Origin of the sequence: Escherichia sp. R1 (assembly GCF_003000935.1) — a bacterium.
Classification (GTDB): domain Bacteria; phylum Pseudomonadota; class Gammaproteobacteria; order Enterobacterales; family Enterobacteriaceae; genus Escherichia; species Escherichia coli.
In genome coordinates this window covers 51,213-75,491 of the sequence record NZ_PSRU01000018.1, presented here as the reverse complement: position 1 = coordinate 75,491, position 24,279 = coordinate 51,213, and the positions used below count along the sequence as shown (strand labels likewise).

Annotated in this window: 22 protein-coding genes; 4 read left to right on the top strand and 18 right to left on the bottom strand. The window is 51.1% G+C overall.

Annotated elements, in window-relative coordinates:
- Positions 1-67 precede the first annotated feature (67 nt).
- Entirely contained in the window at positions 68-982 is a 915-nt protein-coding gene (gene ldcA / locus C4F37_RS20285; RefSeq protein WP_000051575.1) for a muramoyltetrapeptide carboxypeptidase, read from the bottom strand.
- 99 nt (positions 983-1,081) lie between these two features.
- On the opposite strand from ldcA, the gene emtA reads away from it, so the two are divergent.
- Positions 1,082-1,693, top strand: a complete 612-nt coding sequence (gene emtA / locus C4F37_RS20275; protein WP_001295994.1) for a membrane-bound lytic murein transglycosylase EmtA — start codon at positions 1,082-1,084, stop codon at positions 1,691-1,693.
- Between the two features lies 1 nt (position 1,694).
- On the opposite strand, the gene ycgR is transcribed toward emtA, so the two are convergent.
- Complete coding sequence (gene ycgR / locus C4F37_RS20270; RefSeq protein WP_000020177.1) at positions 1,695-2,429, bottom strand: flagellar brake protein YcgR; 735 nt, start codon at positions 2,427-2,429, stop codon at positions 1,695-1,697.
- 200 nt (positions 2,430-2,629) lie between these two features.
- Here ycgR and C4F37_RS20265 point away from each other — a divergent pair, with 200 nt between their 5' ends.
- Positions 2,630-2,884: a GlsB/YeaQ/YmgE family stress response membrane protein gene (locus C4F37_RS20265; RefSeq protein ID WP_000511315.1), complete on the top strand. Its 255-nt coding sequence runs from the start codon at positions 2,630-2,632 to the stop codon at positions 2,882-2,884.
- A gap of 49 nt (positions 2,885-2,933) precedes the next feature.
- Here the strand turns inward: C4F37_RS20265 and C4F37_RS20260 are convergent, their stop codons facing one another.
- From C4F37_RS20260 to dhaK, 10 genes are all read right to left on the bottom strand, one after another.
- Positions 2,934-4,904, bottom strand: a complete 1,971-nt coding sequence (locus C4F37_RS20260; RefSeq protein WP_001538639.1) for a TonB-dependent receptor plug domain-containing protein — start codon at positions 4,902-4,904, stop codon at positions 2,934-2,936.
- Between the two features lie 25 nt (positions 4,905-4,929).
- Positions 4,930-5,784, bottom strand: a complete 855-nt coding sequence (gene modD, locus C4F37_RS20255; RefSeq protein ID WP_000576827.1) for a ModD protein — start codon at positions 5,782-5,784, stop codon at positions 4,930-4,932.
- A complete protein-coding gene (locus C4F37_RS20250; RefSeq protein WP_000904011.1) occupies positions 5,781-6,593 on the bottom strand; it encodes a class I SAM-dependent methyltransferase in 813 nt (270 codons plus the stop codon). Before C4F37_RS20250 ends, modD begins: the two co-directional genes overlap by 4 nt.
- Positions 6,594-6,602: 9 nt before the next feature.
- Entirely contained in the window at positions 6,603-7,361 is a 759-nt protein-coding gene (locus C4F37_RS20245) for an ABC transporter ATP-binding protein (RefSeq protein ID WP_001538640.1), read from the bottom strand.
- Positions 7,358-8,338 (bottom strand): FecCD family ABC transporter permease, encoded by a 981-nt coding sequence (locus C4F37_RS20240; RefSeq protein WP_001773895.1) that lies wholly within the window; start codon positions 8,336-8,338, stop codon positions 7,358-7,360. Before C4F37_RS20240 ends, C4F37_RS20245 begins: the two co-directional genes overlap by 4 nt.
- Positions 8,338-9,360, bottom strand: a complete 1,023-nt coding sequence (locus C4F37_RS20235; RefSeq protein ID WP_000060148.1) for an iron ABC transporter substrate-binding protein — start codon at positions 9,358-9,360, stop codon at positions 8,338-8,340. Before C4F37_RS20235 ends, C4F37_RS20240 begins: the two co-directional genes overlap by 1 nt.
- A 336-nt stretch (positions 9,361-9,696) precedes the next feature.
- Entirely contained in the window at positions 9,697-11,394 is a 1,698-nt protein-coding gene (gene treA / locus C4F37_RS20225) for an alpha,alpha-trehalase (RefSeq protein ID WP_001538641.1), read from the bottom strand.
- A gap of 318 nt (positions 11,395-11,712) precedes the next feature.
- Positions 11,713-13,131 carry a dihydroxyacetone kinase phosphoryl donor subunit DhaM gene (gene dhaM, locus C4F37_RS20220; protein WP_001538642.1) on the bottom strand — a complete coding sequence of 473 codons (1,419 nt, stop codon included), beginning with the start codon at positions 13,129-13,131 and terminating at the stop codon, positions 11,713-11,715.
- A 10-nt stretch (positions 13,132-13,141) separates the two neighbouring features.
- Positions 13,142-13,774 carry a dihydroxyacetone kinase subunit DhaL gene (dhaL, locus tag C4F37_RS20215; RefSeq protein WP_001298093.1) on the bottom strand — a complete coding sequence of 211 codons (633 nt, stop codon included), beginning with the start codon at positions 13,772-13,774 and terminating at the stop codon, positions 13,142-13,144.
- Positions 13,775-13,784: 10 nt separating this feature from the next.
- Positions 13,785-14,855 (bottom strand): dihydroxyacetone kinase subunit DhaK, encoded by a 1,071-nt coding sequence (gene dhaK / locus C4F37_RS20210; RefSeq protein WP_000733694.1) that lies wholly within the window; start codon positions 14,853-14,855, stop codon positions 13,785-13,787.
- 227 nt (positions 14,856-15,082) lie between these two features.
- On the opposite strand from dhaK, the gene dhaR reads away from it, so the two are divergent.
- On the top strand, positions 15,083-17,002 hold the full coding sequence (gene dhaR, locus C4F37_RS20205) for a dihydroxyacetone kinase operon transcriptional regulator DhaR (RefSeq protein WP_001538643.1): 1,920 nt from the start codon (positions 15,083-15,085) through the stop codon (positions 17,000-17,002).
- A 402-nt stretch (positions 17,003-17,404) separates the two neighbouring features.
- Here the strand turns inward: dhaR and ychF are convergent, their stop codons facing one another.
- Entirely contained in the window at positions 17,405-18,496 is a 1,092-nt protein-coding gene (ychF, locus tag C4F37_RS20195) for a redox-regulated ATPase YchF (protein ID WP_001538644.1), read from the bottom strand.
- 116 nt (positions 18,497-18,612) lie between these two features.
- Positions 18,613-19,197 carry an aminoacyl-tRNA hydrolase gene (gene pth / locus C4F37_RS20190; RefSeq protein WP_001538645.1) on the bottom strand — a complete coding sequence of 195 codons (585 nt, stop codon included), beginning with the start codon at positions 19,195-19,197 and terminating at the stop codon, positions 18,613-18,615.
- A 277-nt stretch (positions 19,198-19,474) separates the two neighbouring features.
- Here pth and ychH point away from each other — a divergent pair, with 277 nt between their 5' ends.
- Complete coding sequence (gene ychH / locus C4F37_RS20185; protein WP_000823885.1) at positions 19,475-19,753, top strand: stress-induced protein YchH; 279 nt, start codon at positions 19,475-19,477, stop codon at positions 19,751-19,753.
- 54 nt (positions 19,754-19,807) lie between these two features.
- Here the strand turns inward: ychH and dauA are convergent, their stop codons facing one another.
- The 4 genes from dauA to lolB all read right to left on the bottom strand — a co-directional run bounded on the left by dauA (position 19,808) and on the right by lolB (position 24,184).
- Entirely contained in the window at positions 19,808-21,487 is a 1,680-nt protein-coding gene (gene dauA, locus C4F37_RS20180) for a C4-dicarboxylic acid transporter DauA (protein WP_001033350.1), read from the bottom strand.
- 124 nt (positions 21,488-21,611) lie between these two features.
- Positions 21,612-22,559, bottom strand: a complete 948-nt coding sequence (gene prs / locus C4F37_RS20170; protein WP_001298109.1) for a ribose-phosphate diphosphokinase — start codon at positions 22,557-22,559, stop codon at positions 21,612-21,614.
- A gap of 150 nt (positions 22,560-22,709) precedes the next feature.
- Positions 22,710-23,561, bottom strand: a complete 852-nt coding sequence (ispE, locus tag C4F37_RS20160; protein ID WP_001260307.1) for a 4-(cytidine 5'-diphospho)-2-C-methyl-D-erythritol kinase — start codon at positions 23,559-23,561, stop codon at positions 22,710-22,712.
- Positions 23,561-24,184 (bottom strand): lipoprotein insertase outer membrane protein LolB, encoded by a 624-nt coding sequence (lolB, locus tag C4F37_RS20155; RefSeq protein WP_001130698.1) that lies wholly within the window; start codon positions 24,182-24,184, stop codon positions 23,561-23,563. The genes ispE and lolB overlap by 1 nt, the downstream gene beginning before the upstream one ends.
- Positions 24,185-24,279: the final 95 nt, after the last annotated feature.

Below are 24,279 nucleotides of genomic sequence, written 5' to 3'. Positions count from 1 at the left end.
TCTTATATAAACCCTACCATATTAGCGGCAGAGACAGCGTTTTACTTAGCCCTGAAGCGTGATTTTTTTACATTTTAAGAACAGGATGACCGCTAATCGTCAACTGGGTGCCTTCCTGGGTGTTATTAAGAATGGCATGTGCGCCCAACGGCAGTGTAACCGTGCGTTGTTCATGACCAAAATCGAGGCCGGTAATGAGTGGAATCGACAGGCGGGAACGCAAAAACGCGTACACTGACTCCAGGTTGTAACCTGCGTCATAATCATTAGGCGTGCTGCCGCTAAAGCTACCGAGAATAATCGCCTTCTGACGTGGCAAAATTCCAGCATGATAGAGCTGCAACAGCATACGTTCGACGCGGAAAGGGTGCTCGTTAATATCTTCCAGCACCAGAATACCGTTCTCAATTTTTGGCATCCACGGTGTACCAATCAGTGAAATCAGCATCGCAAGATTGCCTCCCCACAGCGTGCCTTCGGTCTGACATGTCGGGCCTTCCCCTTGCCATTCAATGGTGAACGTTTTATTGCGTAACGCCAGCCAGAAGTGGTGCTCGGTAAAGGCATTTAGTTCATCCGCGCCAAAGTTTGCTACCAGCATGGGGCCGCTAAAGGTGATGACATTGCCTTGCGCCAGAAGACCGCACTGAATGGCGGTAAAATCGCTATGTCCGCAAATGAGTAACGGGTCATGTTGTTGGCGAGCCACCAGTGCCTGCCAGTCAATATCTGCCAGTAAACGACTGGCACCGTAACCGCCGCGTACAGACAGCACGATGGTGTTGGGGGTAGTCAGTCTGGCAAGAGAATTGAGATCTTCCAGACGCTCCGTTTCCGTACCCGCAAAACGCTCACAACGACGGGCAATAACCTCGACGTTATTGACCTGATGCCCCGCGTCGGTAAGGCGCTGGATACCACGCAGCGCGGCGTGCTGTTTAATGCAGTAACCCGATGGGGCAATTAAGTGAAACAGAGACATGGCAATTCCTTGCTGACAACAGAAACGAAATATATATCATGCCGCTTAGGTGTGCCGTTGTCACCTCAACGGCGATTCCAGGCTATAAGGACAGAAGAAGTGAAATTGAGATGGTTTGCCTTTTTGATTGTGTTATTAGCGGGTTGTTCATCAAAGCATGACTATACGAACCCGCCGTGGAACGCGAAAGTTCCGGTGCAACGTGCGATGCAGTGGATGCCAATAAGCCAGAAAGCCGGTGCAGCCTGGGGCGTCGATCCACAATTGATCACGGCGATTATCGCTATCGAATCGGGTGGTAATCCGAACGCGGTGAGTAAATCGAATGCCATTGGTTTGATGCAGATAAAAGCTTCAACCTCCGGACGTGATGTATATCGTCGTATGGGCTGGAGCGGTGAGCCGACGACCAGCGAGCTGAAAAATCCGGAGCGTAATATTTCAATGGGGGCGGCTTACCTGAATATTCTGGAAACCGGCCCGCTGGCAGGCATTGAAGATCCGAAGGTACTGCAATATGCGCTGGTGGTGTCATACGCTAACGGGGCAGGTGCGCTGCTACGGACTTTCTCGTCAGATCGGAAAAAGGCGATCAGCAAAATCAACGATCTGGATGCTGATGAGTTCCTCGATCACGTAGCGCGAAATCATCCTGCGCCGCAGGCTCCGCGCTATATCTACAAACTTGAGCAGGCACTGGACGCGATGTAAATCAGTCGCGCACATTGTCCGCTTTTTTCCGGGCTTCTCGCTCGAGAGAGAAAATAATCCGCTGTAATTGCCGCTCCACCGTCGGGCTGACGTTAAGAAAACGGAAGCTCAGACGGGGAGTGGTGATGGTTTCATTTTTGCCATCAATCACTTTGCGCTCGCTGATGGAGATTAACTGGGCGTCAAAGTGAAAAACACCCCATTGCCCCATGTTGACTTCAATCTGAGCGAAGCGCATGCCTTCGTGTAATTCGGCAGGCTTTGCTGTTTCCAGTAATGCGCCCATGCCGCCTAACGACAAATCATACAGGCGGAAACGTAACGTACTGTTATCCGCCAGTTTGGTCTGGCAAAAATAAGGCGGATGGAGTGGGGCGGTGATGCGGAAATATCGGCGTCGTTGTACAAACCATAAGGTGGGAGGCGGTACGGTAATAAATGCCGGAAGCAGCAAGTATTCACTCTGCTGTAGTTGTTCAACAGTAAACTCGACTTTCGCACCCTGAGTTTCGGCGGTAATGGTAATGTGCTGCGCCTTTAGCACGGCGATGTTGTCTTCGGCCTGGCTGCCGAAATCCAGCACCAGTTTATCCGGAGTTATTGCCAGTATTTTGCTGATCAGCTGCCCGCCATTCCAGCTGATACGCAAAGGAATTGCGGCTTTGTTCAAATCGCGTAACACGCCCAGGACGGCTAACGGATTTTGTTTCAGGAACTGCTCATGGTAATGACTCACGCGGAAAAACTCCTGACTGACAAACTGTCTTTGGTTTATCGGTCGCAGTTAACAAAACTTAATACAAATGCGCGAATATTTTTTACATGTTGTTCTTAAATCAGCCGACATACGCCCAGCATCGATCCCGCCCTTGCCTATACTTAGAGCGTTGACGTAAGCATTTCTTGCGTCCGATTCATCGAAACGAGGGCCTGAACATGGGAATTATTGCCTGGATTATTTTTGGCCTGATAGCCGGTATTATCGCCAAGCTAATCATGCCGGGGCGTGATGGTGGTGGATTTTTCCTGACCTGTATTCTTGGGATAGTCGGTGCGGTGGTCGGCGGCTGGCTGGCGACCATGTTTGGCATTGGCGGCTCCATCAGCGGTTTTAATTTGCACAGCTTCCTGGTGGCGGTGGTGGGCGCTATCCTGGTGCTGGGCGTATTCCGCCTCCTGCGAAGAGAATAAGATTTTCATAAGGCGGATAGCGATACAGATGCCGCTATCCGCTTTCACATCAGAACGTATACTCGATACCAGCCCAGAAATTGCGACCTTCTTCAATAAACCCTTCACTGTAGGCATATTTGGTATCAAACAGGTTATTGACCGACGCATTAACGCTGAAGCCATGACCTAAGGTGTAATCGGCTCGAATGTGGGTCACCGCAAAACCGGCGGCTTTTTGTGAACCGTCACTGTTGCTGTAGCTGGAGGAACGCGCCTCTTCCGACAGCGTTACGCTTAACGGCTCCCACGGTTTGAGAGTCATCCATGCGGTCATTGTCTGCGTTGGCAGATCGGTTATCTTGCCGATGTCTTTGCGTTTGGCATCAGCGTGGATCAGGGCGTAGCTCAATCCTACATCCAGTATATTGCTGATTTTCCCCTTAATACCGGCATCCAGACCGCTGTAATCCACCGTGCCGCTGTTCTGATTTTGAATGGTATCGGCATCGATATTGTGCGAGAGGATGGCATCACTCACCCGGTTATAGTAAACGCTGACCTCAAATCCCCAGTCGTGCGTGAAGGCACCATTCCAGGTTAAATCCACCCCGCGCGCGCGTTCCGGCTTGAGCTGCGGGTTAACAATCGCTATCTGGTTATACGCAGGTTTGGACGTGGTATAGCGTTCTTTCAGCGTCGGAAAGCGTGTGCGGTCATAGTACGAAAGCGCCAGCGTGTCTTCATTGGCAAAGTGGTATTTCCCCATCACCTGCCAGTTAAAAGCTGACTGATTGTTGTCGTCATAATGGGTGATACTGCCATCTTTCTCATGTTTTTTCGCTTCTACGCTATCGCGCCAGTCATAGCTGATTCCAGCCACGACATCGACATTATCGGCAGCAGCCCATTGATATTCACTGGCGAGCGACCAGGTACGATCTTCATAGCGATCGTAAGCGGCGTGCGGCGCACCTTTTTCCCGGTGTACGTCATCTTTCCAGTTAACGGCAAACGACAGCAGATCGTTTTCACGCACATCGGCTGCCAGTTGTAACCCGGCACCGTCGCTGTAATCGGAATAATGGCTGTAGCTGCCTTTTTTATTTTTCAAATCAGCCAGCGAGTTGTACATCATTAGCGTATTTTCAAAGGTGTCGTGATACAGCCGACTTTTCAGGGTAAAACGATCGTTTAGTTGGGTCGTTCCCTGATAATAAAAACTTTCTTTGTCATACTCTGGCCACTGCCAGTAGCGTGATTTCTGACCACTATTTCCACTGTATGGCGGGTTATCTTTTTCACCATCCTGCTTAATGTAAGTCAATGTGTATTCATCGTTTTCGCGTGGTGTAAAACCGAGCTTCACAATGCCGCGTTTATCATCAGCCGATGAATTAATCATCTTGCCGTGTTTGCCTGCAATATCATTATTTACACCATGCGGCAGGCCGAGAAAATCCTGCTTTAGCTGGCTACCGCTGACTTGCAAATACCCCAGATCGCTGCTGGCGGCAAATGAAGCATGCATATCGTAGGCATTGTCCTGGCTACGGCTCCATCCCTGGCGATATCCCAGATTTGCTTCCAGAGGTTTTGTTGGCTTCTGGGTGGTGATATTAATGGCTCCGCCCATCTGATTAGGCCCCTGAAGCAGCGACGAATACCCTTTGGAAACTTCAACTGCCCCCAAATTGTTGGTCAGAATCCGCGCCAGATCGAGGTTGCCGTCATAGGGAACATAAATGGGCACACCGTCGAAATAGACCGGCACCTGACGACTATCAAAGCCACGAACTTTGACCTGTTCTTCGTTGCGGCTACCTGACTTTTGCAGCACCACGCCGGGGACGACACTTAATGCCTGAGCGACATTCTGTTTATCCAGGGCCTTCATGGTGGGTTGATCGAGAACGGTGGTCGTCGTTGATGATACCGGACTGGACCATACGGTCAGCGTGTCGCTCTCCTGAGCCGCTACGGCCTGCTGGGTAAAGGCAAGTGATAATACTGTGCAGAGATAACGTTTTTTGAGTCTCATAGAATAAATTCCGTTTAACAAAGAATTAAATAGAGGCTGCGGGTTGCAGACTGACTTTAATGTCAGCAGGTGCCGCGTAATAAGGCGCGGAGGTAATAAAAAGGCGAATGCCGCAGTCGAGGTAATTTTTGAGTGTTGTCAGATTAATTCCGCCGGTCAGAGCCAGCGTGCAGTGGGGAGCCAGCGACGGTGCTATTTGCGCAATTTCAGTTGCCTGTTGCGGACTAAATTTGTCGAGCTGAAGTACGTCTGGTTGCGCGCGTAACGCGGCGATTGCCTCTTTCGGCGTGTCGGCTTCAACAACTATTTTCTTCTCGGGTGCGTGGCGACGTAACTGATTGATTGCGCCTGACCAGTCCTGATTGTCATGAAGAAAATGGCGGTGGTTGGCAAACAATAATATGGTTTCCGCACATCCGGCACGATGAATCAGTCCTCCGGCAGCCAGAATTGCCTGCGAGGCCAGTAAGCGGGTGCCCGGAATTGCTTTTCGGGTGCAGGCGATATTGCCATCAGGGTAACGTTCACGAAGTAACGCCAGCATTTGAGCGAGATAATCAGAAACACCGCAACTCCACTCCAGCACATTCTGGACTGCCTTCCATCCCTGATGAAGTGCTGCGGCATTACCTTGCGCACGGATTAGCCGCTGACCCGCGTTCGCTTGAGAACCGTCGCTGACCGCGTCATCAATAGTTAATCCCAGCGTAGTTAACATCTTACACGCGACAGAAATTCCGCTGACGCAGCCGCCCTGACGGAGAAAAAACTCTATATAGCCATGCTGGTGTCCAATATTTAATGCTCGCGTGGTCAGGTCACCGCCCTGGATATCTTCCAGCAGTAACGCATCGATTTGTGCCTGAGAAAGGAAAATCATCGCAGTGTCTCCTGCGGTACGCTATCCCACCAGATGAGCGCCCAGTCGCGGCTGGCAGGGGCGAGGGCACGAGCATCTTGTTGTTGATACCAGCGATATAACCGCTCACGCTCATCGTCGTTAAGCGCGCCCAGACTCCAGCTGACGTTCTGCTCAAAACGTTCCCAGGTGCTGTTATCCTGTTGGCAATTTTGTCCACGGATAAAATCAACGTGAGCATAAATTCCCATCTGATACAGGACGTTGAGTGCAAAGATATAGTTGGGTAATTCGATCACTTCCCGACCAGCCGCCCGCTGAATGGCTGGAGAGACGAACGAGGTGCTGACCAGATGAGTCGTATAGACGCGAAGCCGTGCCTGATTATTCAGTTTGCTCATTGCCTGGCGCATATCAGCCACCAGAGTGGAGCGGGAAGCCACGGCAATATCGCAGCGTGGTAGGTCACTCCAGTCCTCTTCCCAGGCGCGCTGGATCCAGTGGACATTGTCTGCCTTTAGCGCGGCGGCGCGACGGGCGGCAACGTTCAGCATCCCCTGACTGTAATCAACGCCATAAATCGTCGTGAGTTTGTCCGCCAGCGCCAGCGATACGGTACCCGGTCCGCAGCCCATATCGAATAAGGTTTGCGCGCCTTGCAGGTCAATTTTTGAGGTCAGTTGTTGCAGGTAGCTGTCCGTAGGCGAGGCGCAATTTTCCGCCATTTTTTCCGCCCGTTGATCCCAGTGATCCGGCGTTTTTTCTGTGCGATGGGCCAGCCTGAGTTGCTGAAGGTAAAGGTCTGCAAAATCAATATCGTCAATGAGCATGATTTTTCCTTAGTGCTTAATTGCAGAGAGGTGATGGTGAATCTGGTCGGCAGAAACCCGGTACAGGGCAGCCAGTTTTTTCGTTGTTAACTGTTCGGTCGGTAAGCCTTGTGTTACTCGTCCATCTGGCTCTACCTGGATAATGCTGTCGGCAATGGCGTTTGCATGGAGCGGATGATGAGTCGACATTAACATTGTCATGCCGTTATTTTTGAGCTGCGCCAGCGTGTCCAGAAGTTGGATCTGATGACCGAAATCGAGGCTGGAGGCAGGCTCATCCAGTAATAACAAGCGCGGTTGCTGGACGAGTGCACGGGCGATTAAAGCCAGCTGACGTTCACCGCCGCTAAGCGTATTCCAGCGTCGTGTCGCCAGATGCAAAATGCCCAGCTTTTCCAGTTGCTCCGTTGCTTTCAGGCGTTCTTGCTTACCGGGAACGGAAAAAGCGCCTATGGTGGGGGCCAGGCCCATCAACACCATATCCAGCACACTAAAAGCAAAAATGCCGTCGTGCGCCTGCGGCACCCAGGCAATAGCCTGCGCGCGCTGGCGATGGCTGAGTGTCTGCACAGGGAGGCTATCCAGTAAGATCTCGCCTTTTAATAACGGTATAACGCCAAGAATGGAGCGCATGAGTGTGGTTTTGCCGCAACCATTGACTCCTAACAGACAACAAATTGTTCCTTGCGACAGGGTGAAGGACACGTCGCGTAGCACCGGATGGCGGGAGTAACCCAGAGACGCATGACGGACGGCAAGCAAAGTCACTGGCGACCTCCGCGTAACAACAAAAACAGGAAAAACGGTGCGCCAACAAAAGCGGTCAGAATGCCAAGTGGGATTTCTGTTGTTCCAATGCTGCGTGCCAGCGTATTGGTAAGCAGGAGCAGAATCGCGCCAGTACACATTGCCATGGGCAACAGCTGCTGATGGTTATGACCGGTCAACAAGCGGGCAATGTGCGGAACGACCAGTCCGACCCAACCAATTATGCCCGCTATTGCTACCGTGCTGGCGGTGATGAGTGTGGCGCAGACAATCAATCCAAAGCGCAGACGTGTCACGTTCAGTCCCAGCGAACGGGCTTCGTCGTCGGAAAGCGTGAGTAAATTCATGCGCCAGCGGAGAAAAAACAGGGGCAAGGAGCCTATGAGAATGATCGGTGCAGCATAGCAGAGATCGCGTAAGGTCACGGTGGACAGCCCCCCCAGCAACCAGAAGGTAATTGACGGTAACTGGGTGTAAGGATCGGCCAGCGTTTTTATTAGCGATATCCCCGCTCCGCACAACGTGCCTAACGCAATACCTACCAGCACCAGGGTTAAGATCGGATCGTGGCGGGTCACCCGACGCGTAATCAACCAGACGCCCGCGACCACCATCAGCCCGCCGCAAAATGCGTACAGCTGGATGTAAACAATGGATAATCCCCACAGGATTGCCGCGCAGGCACCAAGTCCGGCACCGGCGGAGACGCCTAAAATATCCGGTGACACTAAGGGATTACGCAACATTCCCTGATAGGTGGTTCCGGCCCCTGCCAGCGCCGCGCCCAGAAACAGCGCAGCAAGAATACGCGGCACGCGGATTTGCCAGAAGACAATTTGTTCCTGCACAGGAACATTTTCTTGACGAAGAATGAGCGCCAGCAGTTGCTGCATATCGAGATGATAAGCCCCACTTACGGCGGCAAAAGTGATACTGATAGCTGCTAGCAGCAAAATACATCCGTTTACGGTTCTCATTAGCTCGCCACCAATTTTTGATAGTCGGCGTCACTGAGTGAACAATGCCAGAACAGTTGGGCGTAATGCTGTATGTCACTTTTAAACTGGCGATTGATGGCGGGATCCAGCCAGGCGTGAAGTCTGCGTAATCCCAGAAGACGGTTGATTCCCGGCGGGGCATCCAGCCAGCCAAAGGGCAGGCCACTTAAAAATAAGATGCGTTGTTCCGCAACGGCTTTCACGCCCTGCCAGAGAGGATCACGACGAATAAAATCTGCAGTAACGGCCTCCTGAACCAGAATAATATCCGGCTGCCAGCGCAGGAGATTTTCCATGGAAACCTGTGTCAGACCGTGGCGATCGGCTATTTGCGCGACGTTGTGCAAACCTAATAATTCCGCCGCCTCGGTATGCAACGAACCCTGTAAGCCCGTTTCCAGCCCTCGAGGACCGCGCGCAGCATAAAAGCTGAGATTAGCGGCGGGTGAGGTGGCGAATGCCTGAGCTTCACCAACGAAGCGGCTGGCGAGATTGGCTTGTTCTGCGGCGCGGTGCTCTTCGCCTAACGTTTTGCCAAGCGTTGTTAACTGTTCTGCTGATTGTTCCAGTTTCCCGTTAAGCAATAACCAGGGTATTTGTGTCTGTTCGCTAACCTGCCGTGCCTGGGAGATCCAGGTTTCATCCGTATTGCCGCAATCAACGACCAAATCGGGATGTAACGCCATAAGCCCTTCCAGCGAGAGTGTGCTGGCGCGCCCGGCGAGTCGTCCCAGCCTGGGGAACTGGCGAATGTGCTCTGGCAATGGAATTAATGCCTGACGGGCAAAATCAAAAGAGGAAAAACCGACCATTTTTTCTGGCGCGACAGCCAGCAATAGTAAATCGGCGGGCGCGCCTGCGCTGACGATGCGTGTAATGTTTTGGGCTTCGGGAAGCGTCCGTGAGGCCCAGAATTTGACTGATTGTGCAAAGGACGGCAGATGATGCAGGAACAATGTCGACGCAAGAATCTGTGTAAACCTCCGTCTGGTTAGTGACATAAGTAATATCCTGATAATTAAAACCGCTATATACTTACACATATAGCGAAAAAGATCATGTTTGATGTCAAAATTTGTCTAAAGAGACAGAATGATTTGCTTGTTTCTTAAATAACACTTTGTTCCACAAGAAAATTGTCAGGGAGAATGGGGAGTGGGGGAAAATATAAATAGAGGTGTAATGATTAACAAGTTGATAAAATAAAATTAAAATCTTCTCTAATAAAAGAAAATAAAGGCATAGACCGTAGAAAGAGTGGTATTTGGTATTTCGTGATGAAGAAAGAGCAATGCCAATTTTATGCACGTAATGGCATTGCTCGATATACAGTAAAGTTAAGGCGTAGGTTCCGCCTCTTTTTGTTTTAGCGGCTGTGTTGTTGATTCACTGAGTGGACGCGTCGCCGGAACATTGTCACACGGTTGCTCTTTCGGGCAGATCAAATCCAGCATTTTCAGCGTCACGCCATTGGTCCAGCCAAAGCCATCCTGTAATGGATATTCGCCACCGCCGCCCCCTGTTCCGGTGGTGCTGACATCATATTTTTCCACCAGCTTTTTCTCCCGGTCATAGGTGTGCTGAACATTGGTCAGGAAGTGCCAGCTAATGTCCATCGCTACCTCTTTTTGCCCGTAGTTTTGTAATCCTTCTGTCGCGACCCACTGCAACGGTGCCCAGCCGTTTGGCGCATCCCATTGTTGCCCACTTTTCACCGACGTGGTGTTCAGGCCGCCTGGTTGCAGCAGATGTGTTTTCGTCGCCGTCGCCATTTTGTTGGCGCGATCTTTCGCTGCCGCATTGACGTACAGCGGGAACAGGGCGGCCGCGGTTAACTGATTGCGCACTTTATGACTTTTCAGGTCGTAATCGGCATACCAGCCTTGTTGATCGTTCCACAGGTATTTTTCGATCCCTTTTTGACGGGCATTTGCCAGCGTTTCGTACTGGTTTGCCATCGCGTTATCTCCGGCAGCTTTGCTGGCGCGGGAGAGGATTTTTTCCATTTTGAACATCAAGCTGTTCAGATCGACCGGTACGATGCTGGTGGTGCGTAAGGTGTTTAACTGCTGCGGATTGTCCATCCAGCGCGAGCTGAAATCCCAGCCAGACGCAGCGGCAGAGCGCAGGTCGCGGTAAATTTCAGTGGCAGGTCGATTCGGATTGCTTTTGGCAGTGGCAATATCTTCCACCCATGACTCTGGTCGTGGCGTATCGCGATCGTCCCAGTAGCGGTTGAGAAGGGTACCATCCTGAAGTTTTACAACGCGTTTTTCCTGTTGTCCGGCTTGCAGGTTTTCAACACCGTCCATCCAGTAAGCATATTCTTTTTGCATTTGCGGCAGGTATTGTTTCAACGCGGCGTCGCCTTCATGCTGCGCCAGTAACTCTACCATCAGGGCAAAGAAGGGCGGTTGCGAGCGGCTTAAATAGTAACTGCGGTTGCCGTTGGGAATATGACCGTAAGTGTCTATTTCATGAGCAAAATTGGCCACCATATCCGCGACTTTATCCCAGTGACCGCTTTCGGCAAGTCCTAACATGGTGAAGTAACTGTCCCAGTAATATACCTCGCGAAAACGTCCGCCTGGCACGACATAAGGTTTTGGCAGCGGTAATAGAGAATCCCATTTTTCGGTGTTTTCGATAGAACGCGTTAATACCGGCCAAAGTCCGTCAATATGTTCGCGCAGTGATTGCCCCTCTGGCGGAACATATTTCTCGCCCTCTTTCGGCAGGGTGAAATTGACGTTAACGAAATGGCGTAGATCAAATCCGCTCTGGTGTTGCTGCATCCGATAATCAGCAAGGATCATCAGCGGATCGCTGTTCGGCACGGCATCGGCAAAGGTTTTTTGGTCCGGAAAAAGTTTGGCGTTTTGCACATCATTAAACAGCGGCCCTAATAAAATATCAGGCGGTTGTGGTGTTACCGATGTTTCTTCTGCCTGCACCGATAGCGCAGCGAAACACAAAAAGATGCAGGCTGGAATTAACGCCATTTTTTGCGGGCGAGAAGGTGCGGGGGATTTCATCAGTCATTCTCCTTTGGCGAAACCGAATAAAACGGTATTCAAGTATCAGAAAACCTTAGTTCAGGATCGCACTAGCTGCATGATCGAAATCACATTCTGCGAACTGACAGACATTTTAGAAAAGGGAATTAAAGGGATAAATAACGGCGAAATAGAGTGATAAAATAACATCTGTTTATTAGTCAGCCAGCGACGTTGGGTTTGCGATTAGCGAAGAAAAATCATCATAATTTGGTGAAAAATATAACAGGTAGTTAAAAACATCAGTGCAGAGTAAATTGCCGGATGACATCAGAATGATGCCATCCGAACGGTGGTTTAACCCTGACGGTTGAAACGTTGCGTTTTAACGTCCAGCGTTAGCGTTTCTTCTGGTTGTATCGCATACAGTTTCTCACCCTGCTGGCAAATCCAGCCAATTCCCAGTTCACGGGCGATTAGGGCACTGTGGGATAGCGGACTTCCGGCGCTAAGGCAGATACCTTTTACAACCGCTGGATCCAGTTGCAGTACTGTGGAGGGATAAATGTTCTCCGCCAGTAGAATAGTTGGCGAGTTAAACTGCGGGAGTTCTTCTTTCGTTTGGGTCAGGTGGACCAGGGTGCGATGCAGAAGATCGTCCACATCGATATATCGAGCCTGTAGATATTCATCATCCAGCTGTTGGTATTGCTGGCTAAGTTCTTTAAGAACTTGCTGCCAGGCATATTCCGCCGTGCAATGTTCATGCTGAAGGAGTTCGCTTGCCGCCGCCTGCAGTTCCGGATCATCTAACAGTGTATGGTGACCAGAAAAGATTGCGGCAATATCGTCAAGCCCGCTGGTTTCTGCTTTCGCTGTTAACGTCATCAGATCTAATAACGTGAAGTCAATGGCCTGGCGTAATCGTTCTTGTTCTTCTTCCACGGTCAGGGTTGATTTTGCCTGTACCGTACATAAAACAGGTTGATAATAAAAGGCTTTACCCGAAACAGGCGGAACGGGACGCAGAGTAGGTGGAGCAACTTCCTCCGTTTCACCAAAGTTATCTTCAGCCAGCTGACGGAAAGCGATCAGTGCCTCTTCAGCTTCTGGTCCTTTCGCAATCAGGCGCAGCGTATCGTTATAGCGAACTTGTAGTAACGCAATCTGGTTAATACTCTCCGGTGTAACGCATTTGCCGTTTTTCTCCAGCAACATATCGGCATTAAATGTCGATAAGGTATAAACCAGCCGGGAGGCCGGACGTACATGCAGGCCGTTACGGTTTTTTATGACCACCGACAGAGAACGGGCTTCTTCATCGTACGGAGGACATGTGTCAGAGATTTCAGTGTCGGAGGACGGTAAACCCAGTTGTTCACGTTTGGCTTCCAGCGCATGCATGGCGTCAAAGATCACTTTGTCGATATCCGCCCCCGAGGCCGCGCTGACCGTTGCTGCCAGTGTACCTTCGACCAACGGCGCAGCACACAAACGTACTTTTGCGGCGATCTCGGGAGCCAGCAATTCCAGCGCAGTTTCAGCACTCAATAATGCGCTACCCATATCCATCATGACCAGCACATGGTCGGCATCGGCAACAGATTCGATGGCCTCCATCACTTTGATGGCATCGGTACCAATGGGATTTTGTGGATCGTCAATTCCCGCGGCAATGGCGATTTTACAATTATCACTCATTAACATCTGACGGGCTAATTCACCGACACCTTCTCCCAGTCGGCTGCTATGTGAAACTATGACCAGGTTTACCATCACCAATTCCTTACTCTTTTGCGGCTAACGCCAACATTTGCATCATAAACATCACCGAGGTCGCGCCGGGATCCTGGTGACCAATACTGCGTTCACCGAGATAACTGGCGCGGCCTTTGCGGGCTTGCATCGTAATCGTACTTTGTGCAGCGGATTCGGCGATGCTACTGGCAGCGTCGAGCGCCGCCGGAACAGGGAGATTTTGCTCGCAGGACTGACGTAACGATTCCACCACCGGCACCCACACATCACACATGGTTTTATCGCCAGGTTCGGCTTTCCCGCGACTGATTACGCCGTCCGCGCCATCGCGGAACATCTGATAAAGCTCTTCCAGCGTCAGGCTTTGCCGTGCCTGGGTTGTCTGTGCGGCGCGGATAAAGAAGGTACCGAACAGCGGACCACTGGCACCTCCGACGCTGGAAAGTAGCGTCATGCCGGTATTCTTGAGAATGAAACCGATATCTTTATCTGCGATAGCAGGGAGTTTTTCCACCACTTTGCTAAAGCCTCGATTCATATTTAGCCCGTGGTCAGCGTCGCCAATCTCGCGATCCAGTCCAGTAAGATACTCGCTCTCGGTGCTGAAAATATCGCCACAACGAGTGAGCCAGTTAACAATTTGAGTTCTGCTCAGTGACATTGCTTTCTCCTTATTTACCCCAGTTAAGGGCCGGGGTGTGGACAGGGGCGTCCCAGAGTGCCAGCGTTTCGTCATCAACTTTCAGTAAGGTGATTGAGAAACCGGTCATATCCAGTGAGGTGCAGTACGCGCCAATTAAATTACGTTCGATAGTCAATCCCGCTTGCTGGCAACGTGTGGTCAGGCGGTTATAGACGCCGTACAGCTCAGAAAGCGGAGTTGCGCCAAGATTGTTAACCAGCGCAATCACCCGATCGCCAGACTGGAGCGGTTGTTTGGTTTGTGGTTCTTCCTGCCAGCTGCCTTGTTGATAATCCCAGAAACGCAAAGTGCGATGGTATGAGCCATTTTCCAGCAGGGTGTCGAACATTTCATCGACGGTTTGATCAAGGGAAGAGAAGGGGCGGCGGTCAATACCTGGCTCACCATGAATGCCGACGCCAAACTCCATCTCATTATCCGCCAGGGTAAAAGAAGGTTTGCCCGCGGCAGGAACGGTACAGGCACCGAGAGCGATACCTATTGAATGGCCTTGATTATTCAACTTACGCCCCAGTTCCGCACAGGCGTCCAGTGAGTCGCCACGCTCCGCCGCTGCACCTACGAGTTTTTCAATTAATACGGTGTTGGCAACGCCGCGCCGCCCTGCGGTATAAAGACTGTCTTTTACTGCAACGTCGTCATCAATGACCACAGTGGTCACTTTTACGCCGCTATCGTGCAGTAACTCGGTTGCTGTTTCGAAGTTAAGAATATCGCCGGTGTAATTTTTGATAATCAACAGTACACCTTCGCCGCCATCAATTTGCATGGCGCATTCAAAGATTTTATCGGGCGTCGGTGAGGTGAAAATTTCGCCCGGACAGGCCCCAGAAAGCATCCCCTGACCGATATAACCACAATGCATCGGCTCGTGTCCGCTGCCGCCACCCGACAGCAGGGCGACTTTTCCTGCAACGGGGGCATCAGCTCGGGTGACATACACCGGATCCTGATGCAGTGTCAGCGATGGATGCGCTTTCGCTAGTCCTGCCAGTTGTTCGTCCAGTACGTCTTGCACATCATTGATCAATTTTTTCATTATTTTGCTCCAGCAATTACGGTAGGGCATGGATGATGTTCAACGACACGGCGACCACTGACTGCCGATGAATCCATTGTGCATCAGGCAAGGGAAAAGAAAATTAGCTCAAATTATGTTTCATAGTGAAACATATGCTTTAATGAATGTTCCATATTGAAACTTTTACGTGTATTAATACTTAAAATTGCGAGCCGGAACACCTTTTGTCATAAGGGATGCGGGATATGAGTGGCGCTTTTAACAACGATGGTCGGGGCATATCTCCCTTAATTGCAACCTCCTGGGAGAGATGCAATAAGCTGATGAAACGGGAGACATGGAACGTACCACACCAGGCCCAGGGCGTGACATTTGCTTCTATTTATCGGCGTAAGAAAGCGATGCTGACGCTCGGGCAGGCTGCGCTGGAAGATGCCTGGGAATATATGGCACCGCGAGAGTGTGCGTTGCTTATCCTCGATGAAACCGCCTGCATTCTCAGCCGTAATGGCGATCCGCAAACCTTGCAGCAGCTAAGTGTACTGGGATTCAATGACGGCACGTATTGCGCCGAGGGAATTATTGGTACTTGTGCGCTATCGTTAGCGGCTATCTCTGGTCAGGCCGTGAAAACGATGGCCGATCAACATTTCAAACAGGCACTCTGGAACTGGGCCTTTTGCGCAACGCCGTTGTTTGACAGCAAGGGCCGATTGACGGGAACAATAGCGCTGGCGTGTCCGGTTGAGCAAACTACCGCAGCTGATTTGCCGTTGACGTTGGCAATCGCACGCGAGGTCGGAAATTTACTGCTGACGGACAGTTTGCTCGCTGAAACTAACCGTCATTTAAATCAACTTAATGCCCTGTTAGAAAGTATGGATGATGGCGTGATTAGCTGGGACGAGCAGGGTAATTTGCAATTTATCAACGCCCAGGCGGCGCGAGTCTTGCGCCTTGACGCGACGGCAAGTCAGGGAAGGGCAATCACTGAACTCTTAACGTTACCCGCCGTATTGCAACAAGCAATAAAACAGGCACATCCGCTCAAACACGTAGAAGCCACCTTTGAAAGTCAGCATCAGTTTATTGATGCGGTGATAACCCTTAAACCGATAATAGAAACGCAGGGAACCAGCTTTATTTTATTGCTCCATCCTGTGGAACAGATGCGGCAGTTAATGACCAGTCAATTAGGAAAAGTCAGCCATACCTTCGCTCATATGCCACAGGACGATCCGCAAACCCGCCGCTTGATTCATTTTGGTCGCCAGGCGGCACGCAGTAGCTTTCCTGTCCTGCTTTGTGGAGAAGAGGGCGTGGGCAAGGCACTGCTAAGTCAGGCAATTCATAATGAAAGCGAGCGTGCAGCGGGGCCTTATATCGCCGTCAATTGTGAGTTATATGGTGATGCGGCGCTGGCGGAAGAATTTATTGGTGGCGATCGCACGGATAGTGAAAATGGCCGTCTGAGTCGGCTGGAACTGGCGCACGGCGGCACGCTGTTTCTTGAAAAGATTGAATATCTGGCGGTGGAGTTACAGTCTGCCTTGCTTCAGGTTATCAAGCAGGGGGTTATCACGCGACTGGATGCGCGGCGTTTAATACCCATTGATGTCAAAGTGATTGCCACAACGACCGCGGACCTCGCAATGCTGGTGGAACAAAATCGTTTTAGTCGCCAGCTGTATTACGCGCTGCATGCATTTGAAATTACCATCCCGCCACTGCGTATGCGGCGTGGCAGCATTCCGGCGCTGGTGAATAACAAATTACGCAGCCTTGAAAAACGCTTCTCTACGCGGCTGAAAATTGATGACGATGCCCTCGCTCGCCTGGTTTCCTGTGCATGGCCTGGCAACGATTTTGAACTTTACAGCGTCATCGAGAATCTTGCTCTGAGTAGTGATAATGGGCGCATTCGCGTCAGTGATTTGCCGGAACATCTGTTTACCGAGCAGGCGACAGATGATGTCAGCGCCACCCGCCTTTCCACCAGTCTGTCATTTGCGGAAGTTGAAAAAGAGGCAATTATTAACGCAGCCCAGGTCACAGGCGGTCGCATTCAGGAAATGTCGGCTTTACTTGGGATCGGCCGCACTACGCTGTGGCGGAAAATGAAGCAACATGGCATTGATGCAGGGCAGTTTAAGCGCCGTGGATAGCGGGAGAGTATGTACTTTCCCGCTATGAATTGCTAATTAATAGCGACCATGACTGCCGTGATTTGGTCCACCATTTGAAGGTGGCATTGGCTTACCTGAGGGCGCAGGACCACGAGGGCCATCGCTGTGGCGGTGATGATGGTGGGGAACACAAGCACTCAACAGGCTTGCAAAGACAATTGCTAACAGGCTGAAGGTAAATGTTTTTTTCATGACAAACTCTTGAACGGTTAATGCACTGTGATTGTTATCACATAAAAGCTGCATTGTTAATATTGTCAGGAGTCTGATTATGAGTTTTGGTAACTCAGAATTGAAAGAAGACGCGTAGCAGGCGTAAAAAAGCCATTACGTGCAACTCACATAATGGCTCGTTATTAACCGCCAGGATATTACGCGGAATTAGACGTTGAACAGGAAGTTCATCACATCGCCATCTTTAACGATGTAGTCTTTACCTTCTGCACGCATTTTGCCTGCTTCCTTCGCGCCTTGTTCACCTTTGTAAGTGATGAAATCTTCAAACGAGATGGTTTGTGCACGGATAAAGCCTTTTTCAAAATCAGTATGGATTTTGCCCGCTGCCTGCGGCGCGGTTGCACCAACCGGAATGGTCCATGCACGCACTTCTTTCACCCCAGCGGTGAAGTAAGTTTGCAGGTTCAGCAGCTTATAACCGGCACGGATCACACGGTTCAGGCCCGGCTCTTCCAGCCCAAGCTCCTGCATAAACTCGTCACGCTCTTCGTCGTCCAGTTCGGCAATGTCTGCTTCAACAGCAGCACAAACCGGAACTACAACAGAACCTTCTTTCGCTGCGATTTCACGCACCTGGTCAAGATACGGGTTGTTTTCAAAACCGTCTTCGTTGACGTTGGCGATGTACATTGTTGGTTTTAGCGTCAGGAAGCTCAGGTAACGAACAGCCGCTTTCTCTTCAGCGCTTAAATCCAGCGCACGCAGCATACCTGCGTTTTCCAGCTGGGGCAGGCATTTTTCCAGTACCGCCAGCTCGGCTTTCGCGTCATTATCGCCACCTTTGGCTTTCTTCTGTACGCGATGAATCGCACGTTCACAGGTGTCGAGATCCGCCAGCGCCAGTTCGGTGTTGATAACTTCAATATCATCCGCCGGGTTAACTTTGCCGGAAACGTGAATGATGTTGTCATTTTCAAAGCAGCGAACAACGTGACCGATCGCTTCGGTTTCACGGATGTTGGTCAGGAACTGGTTACCCAGACCTTCGCCTTTCGATGCGCCTTTTACCAGACCGGCGATATCGACAAATTCCATGGTCGTGGGAAGTGTACGCTGCGGTTTTACGATTTCAGCCAGTTGATCCAGGCGAGGGTCAGGCATTGGTACGACGCCAGTGTTCGGCTCGATGGTGCAGAATGGAAAGTTGGCCGCTTCAATACCGGCTTTGGTCAGCGCGTTGAACAGGGTAGATTTCCCGACGTTGGGCAAACCGACGATACCGCATTTGAATCCCATGATTTAAATCACCTTAATATCTTAATAATCAACCTGTTATTGCTAACAGATTGCAGAAATGGAAATAACTTTGCCTATTATACACGGCACTCGGCAAAAATGCCGCAGACAACGACTTATTGCGCTTTAAAGGCGTGCAATCGGTTCGTTGCTTTGGTCAAGCCATCTGTAAACCACATTTCAGTACAACGCGCCGCTTCGTCGATGGCTTCATCAATTAACTTCTGTTCACTAACAGGCGGTTTGCCTAACACAAAACCGACAACTTTATCTTTATCGCCCGGATGACCGATTCCGATGCGTAAACGGTGAAAGTTAGGGTTATTACCCAATTTACTGATGATGTCTTTCAGTCCATTGTGACCACCATGACCGCCACCCAACTTAAATTTGGCGACGCCAGGAGGCAGATCCAGTTCGTCGTGGGCCACCAGAATTTCGTCCGGATTAATGCGGAAAAAACTGGCCATCGCCGCAACGGCTTTGCCGCTGAGATTCATAAATGTAGTCGGGACTAACAGGCGGACATCTTCGCCTCCAAGGGTGACTCGCGAAGTATAACCAAAGAATTTAGCCTCTTCGCGCAGCGGAGCGCGCAATCGCTCTGCCAGTAAGTCAACGAACCAGGCACCAGCATTATGTCGCGTTGCGGCGTATTCAGCACCGGGGTTCGCCAGGCCGACAATCAATTTAATCGTCACGTTTTTTTGTCCTGAGTGTGTACATAACTGGCGCGTAGTTTACTGGTTGCGGCCCCGCTTGACAAAAAACTGCGTATCAAATGTAGATAATGCAATTATTGCCTGAGTGGACTATTAGAAAGTCAAGGTGTTCAGGCGTTTATTTGTAAAGTTTTGTTGAAGTAAGGGTTGTAATTGTGATCACACCCGCACATAACCCACAGGGTGTTGTCTATACTTTACGCATAAGGAAGAGGGGTATTCCCTGTTACAACCCAGAAAGTTCCGGAGGTGACATATGAAACGCAAAAACGCTTCGTTACTCGGTAACGTGCTCATGGGGTTGGGTCTGGTGGTAATGGTGGTCGGCGTGGGGTATTCAATCCTCAACCAGTTACCACAGTTTAATATGCCCCAGTATTTCGCACATGGTGCTGTGCTAAGTATTTTCGTCGGTGCGATTCTCTGGCTGGCAGGTGCCCGTGTTGGCGGGCATGAACAGGTGTGCGACCGTTACTGGTGGGTTCGCCACTATGACAAACGTTGCCGCCGTAGCGATAATCGCCGTCATAGCTAACAAATAATGCAGTTTGCTGACCAGTCAGTTTGCGCTGACTGGTCAATCTCGTACTTATAAATCCGCCATCGCCGCGCGACGATTCGGGAAGAATGCGAGGCGTCCCGGGATCGGTTGAATGCCTGCGCGAGCCATAGTGCGCAGTGGCTGGAATTCCAGGTTGCACACGCGCAGTTCACATCCTTCGGGCAGACGCTTCACAAAACGCTGGAACGCATCAAGACCACCAGCATCAAGTACCGGAACGGCATCCCACTTCAGAATCACAATCCGTTTGCCTTCAAGACGTGACTCCAGGTCCGTGAATAAGCCTTCAGCGGCAGCAAAAAACAGCGGGCCAATAACGCGCAGAACCAGGACATCGTCTGGAACGTCTACGACTACCGGTGCCAGGCGAGTCATACGTGCGATACGACGCATAAACAGCAGCGATGCCAGCACGATCCCCACGCTGATGGCAATAACCATATCGAACAGCACGGTCAGCGACATGCACAGCAGCATGACGATGATGTCATCTTTCGGTGCATGACGCAGCAAGTCGACCACTTTGTGCGCTTCACTCATGTTCCACGCCACCATCAACAGCAGGGCTGCCATGGCGGAAAGCGGCAGCCAGGAGAGCAGCGGTGCCAGTACCAGCAGGGCAAGAATAACCAGAATAGAGTGGATCACCGCCGAGATAGGGGAAGTTGCCCCGGCACGGACGTTAGCGGCAGAACGCGCGATGGCAGCTGTAGCGGTAATACCACCAAAGAACGGAGCGATAATATTCCCCAGTCCCTGTCCAACCAGTTCGCTGTTCGCCTTGTGTTTCGTCCCGGTCATACCATCCAGCACCACGGCGCAGAGCAGAGATTCGATTGCGCCGAGCATTGCCATTGAGAATGCCGCAGGCAGCAGGGTGCGAATAGAATCCCAGGTTAGCGTGAATTCTGAATTAGGCAGATCCCACGGCAGCACCAGTTGCGGCAGCAGTTGCGGAATACCGTTACCCTGAGAACCATCGGCCAGGACGTAGTGGAATTGCGAACCGATGGTAGCAACATGTCCGCCGAGCAGGTTAACAATCCCCATCACCGCGCAACCAGCCAGCAAGGCCGGAAGGTGGCCGGGTAAACGTATGCCCAGACGCGGCCAGAAAACCAGAATGCCAAGCGTCACAATGCCAATGGCTGCATCACCCACATTAATGGTCGGCAGCGCCATAAATAATGCGCCGACTTTTTGTAGATAATGTTCCGGGACATGGGCCATTTGCAGACCGAGAAAATCTTTAATCTGCATGGTACCGATGGTGATCCCGATACCCGAGGTGAAACCTAAGGTGACGGAAACCGGAATATACTCAATCAGGCGACCAAAGCGTGCCAGCCCCATCAGAATCAAAAAGATTCCCGACAGCAAGGTCGCAACCAGCAGTCCTGCCAGTCCAAACTGTTGCGAAACGGGATAGAGAATTACCACAAATGCCGCAGTCGGACCGGAAACGCTAAAGCGTGACCCCCCCGTCAGAGCAATGACAATCCCCGCAACAGCTGCGGTATATAAACCGTACTGGGGGGCCACACCACTACCAATAGCCAACGCCATCGCCAGCGGGATAGCAATAATCCCGACGGTTATCCCGGCAATCAGGTCACGGGTAAACCGTGCGGCAGTATATTTTTCTTTCCAGCAAGCGTCGATCAGAGCGCGGAAAGGCATCACATGTGAGGAAAATATTTTGTTCACAATAATGTTTCATCCGTGAGCGCATCATCTGTCAACTAAATGGCAGGTGAAGGAGGCATAGGTCATACAAATGGATATTACAGACAAAAAAACCCGCCGCAGCGGGTCTTTGAGCCGGGTTCGATTAGTGTTCGAACATGGCAGAGATCGATTCTTCGTTGCTGATACGACGAATCGCTTCGGCCAGCATACCTGACAGGGTCAGAGTACGCACGTTCGGCAGTGATTTGATTTCATCGCTCAGCGGAATGGTATCGCAGACAACGACTTCATCAATTACAGAGTTACGCAGGTTGTTCGCCGCGTTGCCAGAGAAGATCGGGTGAGTCGCGTACGCAAATACACGTTTAGCACCACGTTCTTTCAGAGCTTCAGCAGCTTTACACAGCGTACCGCCAGTGTCGATCATATCATCGACCAGTACGCAGTCACGACCTGCAACGTCACCGATGATATGCATCACCTGGGAAACGTTCGCACGCGGACGACGTTTGTCGATGATTGCCATATCGGTATCGTTCAGCAGCTTAGCGATAGCGCGGGCACGCACAACGCCGCCGATGTCCGGAGAAACCACAATTGGGTTATCCAGATTCAGCTGCAGCATGTCTTCCAGCAGGATCGGGCTACCAAATACGTTATCAACCGGAACGTCGAAGAAACCCTGAATCTGTTCAGCGTGCAGATCCACTGTCAGCACACGGTCAACACCGACGCTGGAGAGGAAGTCTGCAACCACTTTCGCAGTGATTGGTACACGAGCGGAACGGACGCGACGGTCCTGGCGCGCATAGCCAAAGTAGGGGATAACAGCGGTGATACGACCTGCGGAAGCACGACGCAGGGCATCAACCATAACGACTAATTCCATCAGGTTGTCGTTAGTAGGGGCACAAGTGGACTGGATGATGAAAATATCACCACCGCGTACATTTTCATTAATTTGTACACTGACTTCGCCGTCGCTAAAGCGACCTACAGCGGCGTCGCCGAGTGAAGTGTACAGGCGGTTGGCAATACGTTGTGCTAGTTCCGGGGTGGCGTTACCAGCAAAAAGCTTCATATCAGGCACGAGAAGAACCTCAGGCATGCGTCCATTGGTGGAAAGAATCTGCCGAAAACTGTGCGGGCCAGGCATGATTCTTTCCAGGCGGTGTATTAAAGAGCGCGATGCAACGTCTGGAACAAGGTGACGTTGTCACCGAAACTCAGCTTGCCCGGCTTAAAGCATGGCTCTGTGCAATGGGGAAAGATTAACGCCTTTCGCCACAAAGCCATTGAGCCATTCCGGGGCTTGCTCTAGCACCTGGCGGGCTTCAGACTCTGTATCAAATTCAGCAAAGACACAGGCCCCTGTCCCAGTCAGGCGCGACGGGGCGTATTCTAACAGCCAGGAAAGCACCGCATCAACCTCGCGAAAACGTTTTCTTGCGATAACCTCGCAATCATTGCTGAATTCACATTTTAGCAACGTTTCTATTGACCTTTTTGGCGTATTGCGCGGGAGTTCAGGATCTTTAAAAATCACCGGTGTTGGAATACTTACACCAGGGTGCGCCACCAGATACCACTTCTCTGGCGGATCCACCGGCATTAGTATTTCACCAACGCCTTCGGCAAACGCGGCATGACCACGAACAAAGACAGGAACATCTGCGCCCAGCGTCAGCCCCATTTCCGCCAGTTCATCCATGCTTAGTCCGCATTGCCAGAGATGATTTAACGCCACCAGAACCGTCGCGGCATTGGATGAACCACCGCCGAGACCGCCGCCCATCGGCAAACGCTTGTCAATGCTGATATTCGCACCGCTTCCCATCGAAAGACGCCCGCTGTCTGCCGCAGTTTTCATCAACAACCGCGCTGCGCGAACGATCAGGTTATCTTCATGTTCCACGCCTTCAACGGGCGTTAACAGACGAATATCCCCATCGTCACGAAGCTCAATGCTGATGATGTCGCCGTAATCAAGAAACTGAAACAGCGTTTGCAGCGTGTGGTAACCATCCGCACGCTGACCGGTAATGTATAAAAACAGATTAAGTTTTGCCGGAGAGGGCCACTGTGTCCGCATTATTTCACTATCCAGTTATCCATTTTTAACTTGATGCGTTGACCACCGTCGGTGAGTTCCATATTGGCTGGCATCGCAGGTTGAGTTTTTGTGTCATAACCACCGTAAACAACTTTCCAGTTTTTGCCATTCTGGCTGTAGGTGATTTCGCTCAGGCGGTACTGGTCGTCAAGTTTGTAGTCAGTCGCATCACCCGGTAAACCTAAAATCCACTGGCGCAAGCTGTTGAGCGGAATTGGCATTCCGGTCAATTTGCCAATCATCTCTTCGGCGTCATCGGAGGTATAACGCTGACCTTTATTGTCGACTAACTGCACGTTACCCGGTTGAGCATTCAGCTCCAGTTCCGTGCTGCCCAATGGGTTAGTCAGCAGCAGACGGTAGCGATCCTGGCCAGTTTGTTGCCAGAAGAAACGGGCGTACACTTTTTGTTGGTCAGAAATATAAGCGAACGCGCCGCGAGTTTGATACTGATTAAGATTGCGCACGTCTTGCTGATGCTGACGCCATTGTGGCGAATCCGGGCTTTTGCCAGGACCTTTGGGCGTGGTAACGGAACAGGCAGTGAGCACAAGAGCAGCCAGCGGTAGCAGGCGGATAAGACGAAAATCGGGCAGGGGCATAATAATGACAAGTCCTTGAGATACGTTGCAGTTATAACCCTTAATGCTAGCGTTACCGTTAGCCATCGTCTATGTTCACGTTGTCTTAATTGCCA

Coding starts and splice junctions, on each gene's coding strand:
- ldcA (WP_000051575.1), bottom strand. CDS start 982: ATGTCTCTGTTTCACTTAATTGCCCCATCGGGTTACTGCATTAAACAG.
- C4F37_RS20265 (WP_000511315.1), top strand. CDS start 2,630: ATGGGAATTATTGCCTGGATTATTTTTGGCCTGATAGCCGGTATTATC.
- C4F37_RS20260 (WP_001538639.1), bottom strand. CDS start 4,904: ATGAGACTCAAAAAACGTTATCTCTGCACAGTATTATCACTTGCCTTT.
- modD (WP_000576827.1), bottom strand. CDS start 5,784: ATGATTTTCCTTTCTCAGGCACAAATCGATGCGTTACTGCTGGAAGAT.
- C4F37_RS20250 (WP_000904011.1), bottom strand. CDS start 6,593: ATGCTCATTGACGATATTGATTTTGCAGACCTTTACCTTCAGCAACTC.
- C4F37_RS20240 (WP_001773895.1), bottom strand. CDS start 8,338: ATGAGAACCGTAAACGGATGTATTTTGCTGCTAGCAGCTATCAGTATC.
- C4F37_RS20235 (WP_000060148.1), bottom strand. CDS start 9,360: ATGTCACTAACCAGACGGAGGTTTACACAGATTCTTGCGTCGACATTG.
- treA (WP_001538641.1), bottom strand. CDS start 11,394: ATGAAATCCCCCGCACCTTCTCGCCCGCAAAAAATGGCGTTAATTCCA.
- dhaM (WP_001538642.1), bottom strand. CDS start 13,131: ATGGTAAACCTGGTCATAGTTTCACATAGCAGCCGACTGGGAGAAGGT.
- dhaL (WP_001298093.1), bottom strand. CDS start 13,774: ATGTCACTGAGCAGAACTCAAATTGTTAACTGGCTCACTCGTTGTGGC.
- dhaK (WP_000733694.1), bottom strand. CDS start 14,855: ATGAAAAAATTGATCAATGATGTGCAAGACGTACTGGACGAACAACTG.
- dhaR (WP_001538643.1), top strand. CDS start 15,083: ATGAGTGGCGCTTTTAACAACGATGGTCGGGGCATATCTCCCTTAATT.
- ychF (WP_001538644.1), bottom strand. CDS start 18,496: ATGGGATTCAAATGCGGTATCGTCGGTTTGCCCAACGTCGGGAAATCT.
- ychH (WP_000823885.1), top strand. CDS start 19,475: ATGAAACGCAAAAACGCTTCGTTACTCGGTAACGTGCTCATGGGGTTG.
- ispE (WP_001260307.1), bottom strand. CDS start 23,561: ATGCGGACACAGTGGCCCTCTCCGGCAAAACTTAATCTGTTTTTATAC.
- lolB (WP_001130698.1), bottom strand. CDS start 24,184: ATGCCCCTGCCCGATTTTCGTCTTATCCGCCTGCTACCGCTGGCTGCT.